At 56.1% G+C, this 7,693-nt stretch carries 7 protein-coding genes; 5 read left to right on the top strand and 2 right to left on the bottom strand.

Annotated elements, in window-relative coordinates; all coding sequences use genetic code 11:
- The 5 genes from cysG to cysC form a co-directional block, all read left to right on the top strand.
- Window positions 1–1,111 (top strand): siroheme synthase CysG (gene cysG / locus AACS18_RS14660; RefSeq protein WP_258228717.1); only part of this gene is annotated, 1,111 nt, incomplete at its 5' end.
- 96 nt (window positions 1,112–1,207) lie between these two features.
- The gene (gene cysD / locus AACS18_RS14655; RefSeq protein WP_108612552.1) at window positions 1,208–2,176 is read left to right on the top strand and encodes a sulfate adenylyltransferase subunit CysD; all 969 of its coding nucleotides are present in this window, start codon (window positions 1,208–1,210) and stop codon (window positions 2,174–2,176) included.
- 12 nt (window positions 2,177–2,188) lie between these two features.
- On the top strand, window positions 2,189–3,616 hold the full coding sequence (cysN, locus tag AACS18_RS14650) for a sulfate adenylyltransferase subunit CysN (protein ID WP_108612551.1): 1,428 nt from the start codon (window positions 2,189–2,191) through the stop codon (window positions 3,614–3,616).
- Window positions 3,617–3,620: 4 nt separating this feature from the next.
- The gene (locus tag AACS18_RS14645) at window positions 3,621–5,345 is read left to right on the top strand and encodes an SLC13 family permease (RefSeq protein ID WP_108612550.1); all 1,725 of its coding nucleotides are present in this window, start codon (window positions 3,621–3,623) and stop codon (window positions 5,343–5,345) included.
- A gap of 138 nt (window positions 5,346–5,483) precedes the next feature.
- Window positions 5,484–6,077 (top strand): adenylyl-sulfate kinase, encoded by a 594-nt coding sequence (gene cysC, locus AACS18_RS14640; protein ID WP_108612549.1) that lies wholly within the window; start codon window positions 5,484–5,486, stop codon window positions 6,075–6,077.
- A gap of 134 nt (window positions 6,078–6,211) precedes the next feature.
- Here cysC and AACS18_RS14635 read toward each other — a convergent pair whose 3' ends face one another.
- Both AACS18_RS14635 and AACS18_RS14630 read right to left on the bottom strand, forming a co-directional pair.
- Entirely contained in the window at window positions 6,212–6,871 is a 660-nt protein-coding gene (locus AACS18_RS14635) for a hypothetical protein (protein ID WP_108612571.1), read from the bottom strand.
- Window positions 6,872–6,943: 72 nt separating this feature from the next.
- Window positions 6,944–7,693: hypothetical protein (locus AACS18_RS14630; protein ID WP_219927972.1), on the bottom strand; the 750-nt coding region annotated here is incomplete at its 5' end.

Below are 7,693 nucleotides of genomic sequence, written 5' to 3'. Positions count from 1 at the left end.
TATCTTCCCCTCGATCATCGATCGCTCGCCGCTGATGGTGGCGGTCTCCAGCGGCGGCAAGGCGCCGGTGCTGGTGCGCCTGCTGCGTGAGCGGCTGGAGAGCCTGCTACCGCGCCATCTTGGCGGGCTGACCGAGCTCTCCGGCCGGGTGCGTGACAAGGCCAAGCGGGTGCTCTCATTGATTTCCGATCGCCGCCGCTTCTGGGAGCGCGCCTTTGCCTCCAACACCCTCGCCAGCCTGATTGAAAAAGAGGATTGGCAAGGAGCCGAGCAGTGGTTGAGCGATGGCCTCGACCAGGCGAAAAGCGAAGTGGGCGAGGTGGTGCTGGTCGGCGCGGGCCCCGGCGATCCGGGCCTCTTGACCCTCAAGGCGCTGCAACAAATTCAACAGGCTGAAGTGGTGCTCTACGACCAGCTGGTCTCTGCCGAGATCCTCGATCTGGTGCGCCGCGATGCCACTCTGGTGTCGGTAGGCAAGAAGGCGGGTGCCCACAGCGTGCCGCAGGAGGAGACCAATCGCCTGCTGGTGGAATATGCCAAGGCGGGCAACCGGGTGGTGCGGCTGAAAGGGGGCGATCCCTTTATGTTTGGCCGGGGTGGCGAGGAGCTGGAAGTGCTGGCCGATGAAGGAATCCCCTTCTCGGTGGTGCCCGGCATCACGGCCGCTGCCGGTGCCACCGCCTATGCCGGTATTCCGCTCACTCACCGTGATTACGCCCAGAGCGCCGTCTTTATTACCGGCCACTGCCAAAAAGAGGGCAAGGAGCCCGACTGGCAGCAGCTCGCCGCCACCAGTCAGACCCTGGTCATCTACATGGGGCTGATGCGCTCCGAGCATATCCAGCAGCAGTTGGTGGATCACGGCCGAAGCCAAGCCACCCCCATCGCCATCATCGAGCGCGGCACCACATCCCGCCAGCGGGTGCTGACCGGCACGCTGGCCGACTTGGCTGAGCTTGCCAAACAGGCGGTGAGCCCGTCGCTTATCGTCATCGGCGAAGTAGTGGCACTGCGCGAGCGGCTCGCCTGGTTTGGAGAAAAAAGCGGCGAGCAGCTGCGCGCTAACCCGGATCTCGATGGCTGCGACCTCAAGCTGGTGCAGCTGGCCTGACCGAGAAAGAGATATTTGATGCGGCTGCCGGTGCGGCCGCGCACTGAACCACCCAGCGCCCCGAGCAGGCGCATAAGCAATGACCCGAGGACCAACATGGATCGTGAAAGATTGACCCACTTGCAGCAGCCGAACGCGGAGAGCAGTCATGCAGGTGTCTCTCGTGAAAGATTGACACATCTGCAGCAGCTGGAAGCCGAGAGCATCCATATCATCCGCGAGGTGGCTGCCGAATTTGAAAACCCGGTGATGATGTACTCCATCGGCAAGGACTCCTCCGTCATGCTGCATCTGGCCCGCAAGGCCTTCTATCCGGGCAAGATCCCGTTCCCCTTGCTCCACGTCGACACCGACTGGAAGTTCAAGGAGATGATCAAGTTCCGCGACGAGACCGCCAAAAAGTACGGGCTGGATCTGATCGTCCACAAGAACCCGGACGGCCTCGCCATGGGCATCAATCCCTTCGTCCACGGCAGCGGCAAGCACACCGACATCATGAAGACCGAAGGGCTCAAGCAGGCGCTCAACAAATATGGCTTCGACGCTGCTTTCGGTGGCGCCCGCCGCGACGAGGAGAAGTCCCGCGCCAAGGAGCGGGTCTACTCCTTCCGCGACAAGTCTCACCGCTGGGATCCCAAGAACCAGCGCCCCGAGCTGTGGCGGGTCTACAACAGCCAGGTCAACAAGGGGGAGAGCATCCGGGTGTTTCCGCTCTCCAACTGGACCGAGCTCGATATCTGGCAATACATCTATCTGGAAAAGATCGACATAGTGCCGCTCTACTTCGCCGCTTACCGTCCGGTGGTGGAGCGCAACGGCATCAAGATCATGGTGGATGACGATCGTATGCCCATCGGCCCGGAAGACGAAGTGAAGCAGGAGCTGGTTCGTTTCCGTACCCTCGGCTGCTACCCGCTGACCGGGGCCATCGAATCCGATGCAACCACCTTGCCTGAAATTATTGAAGAGATGCTGCTCACCACTTCGAGCGAGCGGCAAGGGCGGCTGATTGACCACGATCAGGCCGGCTCCATGGAGCAGAAGAAGCGTCAGGGATATTTCTAAGGAGTCGTCAGCATGAACAGCCATATTCAGACCGCCATCACCGAACAGGGCATCGAAGCCTATCTGCACGCCCAGCAGCACAAGAGTCTGCTGCGTTTTCTCACCTGCGGCAGCGTGGATGACGGCAAGAGCACCCTTATCGGTCGCCTGCTGCACGACTCCCAGCAGATTTATGAAGATCAGCTCAAAGCGCTGGAGTCCGACAGCCAGAAGCTCGGCACCACCGGCGAGAAGCTGGACCTGGCACTGCTGGTAGACGGCCTGCAAGCGGAGCGCGAGCAGGGCATCACCATAGACGTGGCCTACCGCTACTTCTCCACCGCCAAGCGCAAATTTATCATCTCGGATACCCCGGGCCATGAGCAGTACACCCGCAACATGGCCACCGGCGCCTCCACCTGCGATCTGGCCATTATTCTGATCGATGCCCGCAAAGGCGTGCTGGATCAGACCCGCCGCCACAGCTTTATTGCGAGCCTGCTCGGCATCAAGCAGTTCGTGGTGGCGGTCAACAAGATGGATCTGGTGGAGTTCAGTCAGGAGGTGTTCGAGCGCATCAGTGCCGATTACCGCGAGTTCGCCAAGAAGCTCAGCGTCGACACCATCCATATCGTGCCGGTCTCGGCGCTGGACGGTGACAACGTGGTCAACCAGAGCGACAAGCTGGCCTGGTATCAGGGCGAAACCCTGCTTGCTCTGCTGGAATCCGCAGAAGTTGAGCGCGAGCTGGAGCGTCATCCGGTGCGCCTGCCGGTGCAGTATGTGAACCGCCCCAACCTCGATTTTCGCGGCTTCGCGGGGACGCTCGCCTCCGGCATCCTGCGGGTGGGCGACAAGCTGGCGGTGTTGCCGTCGGGCAAAGAGAGCACGGTGACCCGCATCGTCACCTTCGACGGCGATCTGGAGTACGCCCTGCCGGGTCAGGCCATCACCGTCACCTTCGCGGATGAAATCGACATCAGCCGCGGCGACCTGCTGGTGGATGCCGCCAAGCAGCCGCAAGTGACCCAGAATGTGCTGGCCCATATCGTCTGGATGGGGGAGGAGTCCCTGCAACCGGGTCGGGTCTACGACGTCAAACTGGCCACCAAGAAGAGTCGCGGTCAGGTGGAGGCGATCCGCCACCGCATCGAGATCAACAAGCTCGACGAGTTGCCTGCAAGCGAGCTCAAGCTCAACGAGATCGGCTTGTGCGAGCTGAGCCTCACCGACCCGGTGGCGTTCGACCCGTATCAGGAGATCCGCGATACCGGCAGCTTTATCCTGATTGACCGGCTGAGCAACGTCACCGTCGGCGCCGGCATGATAGTGGAAGGCTTGGCGGCCAAAGCAGTAAAAGGGCACTACAGCGAGTTCGAAATCGAGCTCAACGCGCTGGTGCGCAAGCACTTCCCGCACTGGCAAGCCCTTGCCATCGGTAACGACACAAGCAAGGAGTAAGCCCATGACCTGGCAACAATTCCTGGTGCTGGGTCTGCTGGCTGCTCTCGTGGCCCTGCTGATCCAGGGCAAACTCCGCCCGGCGCTGCTCTTCTCGGGCGCCGTGCTCATCACCTACCTGAGCGGGCTGGCGGATATCAACGCCGTGGTGGCGGGCTACACCAACAGTGCCCTGCTGACGCTGGTGCTGTTGCTGCTGGTGTCGCTGGCGGTGGAGAAGACCCGCATCATGAGCTGGTTCGCCAATCTGGTGGGCACGGGTTCATTCAACAAGGTGCTGGTGAAGGTGTGGTTCTCCACCGCCTTCCTGTCGGCCTTCGTCAACAACACCGCCGTGGTGGCCTCCATGCTGGGAGCGGTCAAACGCAACCCCAACCATGCGCCATCGCGGCTGCTGCTGCCCATGTGCTTCGCGGCCACCTTTGGCGGGGTTCTGACCCTGATCGGCACCTCCACCAACCTTATCGTCAACAGCTTCCTCATCAAGATGGGGGCACCGCCGCTCGGCATGTTCGACTTCTTTATGGTGGGGGCGGGCACCCTGCTGACAGGTCTGGTGGCCGTGCTGCTGTTTGCCCGTCACCTGCCGGAGCAGGACACCGAGATGAGCCGCGAATCCGGCTACTTTCTCGAAGCCAAGGTGGGCGCCGGTTCACCGCTGGCGGGGCGCAGCGTCAAGGAGAACGGCCTGCGCAGCCTGAAATGCCTCTATCTGGCGGAAATCATTCGCGGCGATCAGGTGATCTGCCCGGTGCAGCCGGAACATGAACTGCACGAAGGGGACGTGCTGCTGTTTTGCGGCGATGTGGAGAGCGTCGGCGTGTTGCAGGAGATGAAGGGGCTGGATCTCTACGGCCAGCACCGCCTCAACGGCCAGCATCTGGTGGAGGTGATCGTCAGCCACAGCTCGCGGCTGGTGGGTCAGACCATCAAGGATGCCGAGTTTCGCACCCACTTCGATGCGGTGGTGCTGGCGGTGCGCCGCGGCGAAACCCAGCTTACCGGTGGCCTCGGCCAGATTGAGCTGCATGCCGGTGATACCCTGCTGCTGGCCCCCGGCCCCCAGTTTGCCCGCAACAAATCGCTGGGACGGGAGTTTGTGGTGGTGAGCGGGCTGGAAGCTTCCACCCGTCTCGATGGCAAGCGTAGCGCCGCCGTGGTGCTGGGCTTTCTCGGGGTGTTGGCGCTCTCGGTATTCGATCTGGTGCCGCTGTTCAAGGGCTTGCTGCTGATGCTGGTGGCGCTGCTGCTCACCCGTATTCTGACCCTGGACGAGATCCGCCGCCGCTTCCCGCTGGATATCTGGCTGGTGGTGGGCGGGGCCCTGGCCATCGCCGATCAGCTGGAAAAGAGCGGATTGGCCAAGCTTATCGCCGACTGGCTGATGGGGGAGTTCAACGGTGCCAGCCCCATCATCGCCTTTATCGGTATCTATGTGTTTACGTTGGTGCTGACCGAACTGATGAGCAACAACGCTGCCGCCGCGCTGGCCTTCCCCATGGGTTACCAGCTGGCGCTCAGCATGGATGTCTCGACCATGCCGTTTATTCTGGCTGTGCTGTTCGGGGCGAGCTCCAGCTTTATCCTGCCCTACGGCTACCAGACCAACCTGATGGTCTATGCCGCGGGCAACTACAAGATGCCGGACTACCTCAAGCTGGCCCTGCCGGTCTCGCTGGCCTATAGCCTCGGGGTGATTGTGATGGTGCCCCTGCTGTTTCCGTTTTAAGGCGTGAGCGCCAATCAAGGTGCGTTGGATGAGCAATACCATGGCATCAGCAAGCTGTCGGCTGATAGTCCGAGGCGGCTCCCCGTGGTGCCGGACCGTTTAAGTTTTGAGGCGTGAGCGCCAAGCAAGGAGTGTGGGATGAGTAATATCGTGTGGCACAAGCATGCCGTCGACAAACAGAGCCGGGCCGAGCTTAAAGGACAAAAACCGCTGGTGATCTGGTTTACCGGGCTGTCGGGGGCGGGCAAATCGACTCTGGCGGGGGCGCTTGAGCAGGCGCTGGCGGCACAAGGCAAGCACACCTATCTGCTGGATGGGGACAATGTGCGCCATGGCCTGTGCGGCGATCTCGGTTTCGATGATGCTGCGCGGCAGGAGAATATCCGCCGGGTCGGCGAGGTGGCAAAACTGATGGTGGATGCGGGCCTTATCGTGCTCACCGCCTTTATCTCGCCATTTCGTGCCGAGCGGGCGCTGGTGCGCAGTCTCTTGGGCGAGGGGGAGTTTGTCGAGGTCTTTGTGGATGCGCCGCTCGCCATCTGTGAAGAGCGCGACCCCAAGGGGCTCTATAAAAAGGCGCGGGCAGGGGACATTCGCAACTTTACCGGTATCGACTCCGCCTATGAGGCACCGGAGCAGCCGGAAATTCATCTGCTGAATGCCGGTAAATCGGTGGAAGTGTTGGTGGATGAGCTGCTGACTGCGCTAAGGCAGCACGGGTTGATCGATTGAGGTTGATTGTCCATTCCAAGGATTGATATTAGAGGGGGGAGAATCCCCCCATGTTTATTTCTTTTCCAACTATCACACAAGGGGCGCTTTCGAATATTGCTTATGTTATGACGGAGTTATTTTCTGATTTGCATTTACTTTCCTCGGTAACGAAGATACTTCATTTTAGAACTATCCCAACGAAAATACTCAAGCTCAGTATTAACAGCTACTTTTATATCATTAAGTATCTTTTGTACTCTAAACTTTCCAATTCTCCTAAGTTTAGATATGCGATGATATAACAATGTCCACGCAACTAAGGCATCATCCCAGCGTACTCCACCTTTCTCGCCAGTGACAAACACGTATTCAGGAGGAGTTAGTCTGGAGTTAACGTCCCATTCGAATTCAATTTCATCAACTAGTTTTTGATAACCAGCATCACAAGCAGAAACTGAAATATAGACGTCACCATGATACTTATTCATTCTTGTGAATATAGACTCCATTAAATTGAATAAATCATGCCATTGTACAAAATCTTTCCCAAATGCAATGCCTTGATTGTTTCCATGTGTAGAGATATGTACACACAATGGTTCAGAACAGTCTTCATTATCGTGACTTGAATCTATAGATGAAATGTAATTGCAATATTTTTCAAAGTCATCTTCAGAATAAGCAGTCAGCACTGCTACTTCATTTCCAATCGAACGGCAAACCTGCTCCAAAGCTGTGGCTTCAGATCTACCTTGAAGAAGATCCATAGGATCCACACATTCAATAATAAATATTTTAATTCCTTTAGCCATATACTGTCCTAGCCAAAAAGTAATAGTTGCAATGTCTAGGTTAGGCGCCATGCAAGCGTTACCTGGATTTTTTTAGTTTTGTTTCAGGAGATTTTTAACTTCTTTTTGTATTTCTGGTTTGAAAATGTTAGGGTGTTCAAAATATATATTTGCTGCACCATATGTTAACCCAAAAATTAAAATTATGCCTAGCCACCATTCTGAATACTGTTTCACTTGTTCTTCAAGGTATGTTCTGTTTGTGGACACAACGGGGTCAATACATTGGTTAATTTCATCCTGCATTAAAACCTTGCTATAGTTCAATTGAAGGATTTCTTTTACTGTGGATGATGCACTTTCAAATTGTTTCAAGACCGCCCTTTTTGTCATTTCCCGCCAAATGAGAGAAACGATACAGAGAATAATTACAATGGCAAAATAAGCATCTGAAAAAATACTTTTTTCTCCAGTGTCTTTTAATCCATTTACAACAACAACAGTCAGGATAAAAGTTATGAAGACAAATATGCTATTTTTGAATGAACTCAGTATTTCATTTGCCATCGTGTAGGTTCTTGATGACGACTCTATGACAAACTCACCAATTTTGTTTTTTATTTCAAGGTAACTCTGAATATTTTCCTTTAAGTAAATTTGGTAGTTTGACTGTATTGCTTGCCATGCTTCATTGTCTATCTTTATCTTGTTGTTATCATCTAGATGGATGGACAATACATTTCTCACCAATCCAATCTTATCCGAACAATTACCGCCTTCATATGACCAATCGTAAATTTTGTAAAGGATGCTACACATATCCTTGTCGTGGCTAAATAAAGA

The organism is Aeromonas sp. HMWF015, assembly GCF_963878965.1.
Classification (GTDB): domain Bacteria; phylum Pseudomonadota; class Gammaproteobacteria; order Enterobacterales; family Aeromonadaceae; genus Aeromonas; species Aeromonas veronii.
Note: the sequence above shows the minus strand (reverse complement) of the source record. Positions and strands in the feature narration are given on the sequence as shown.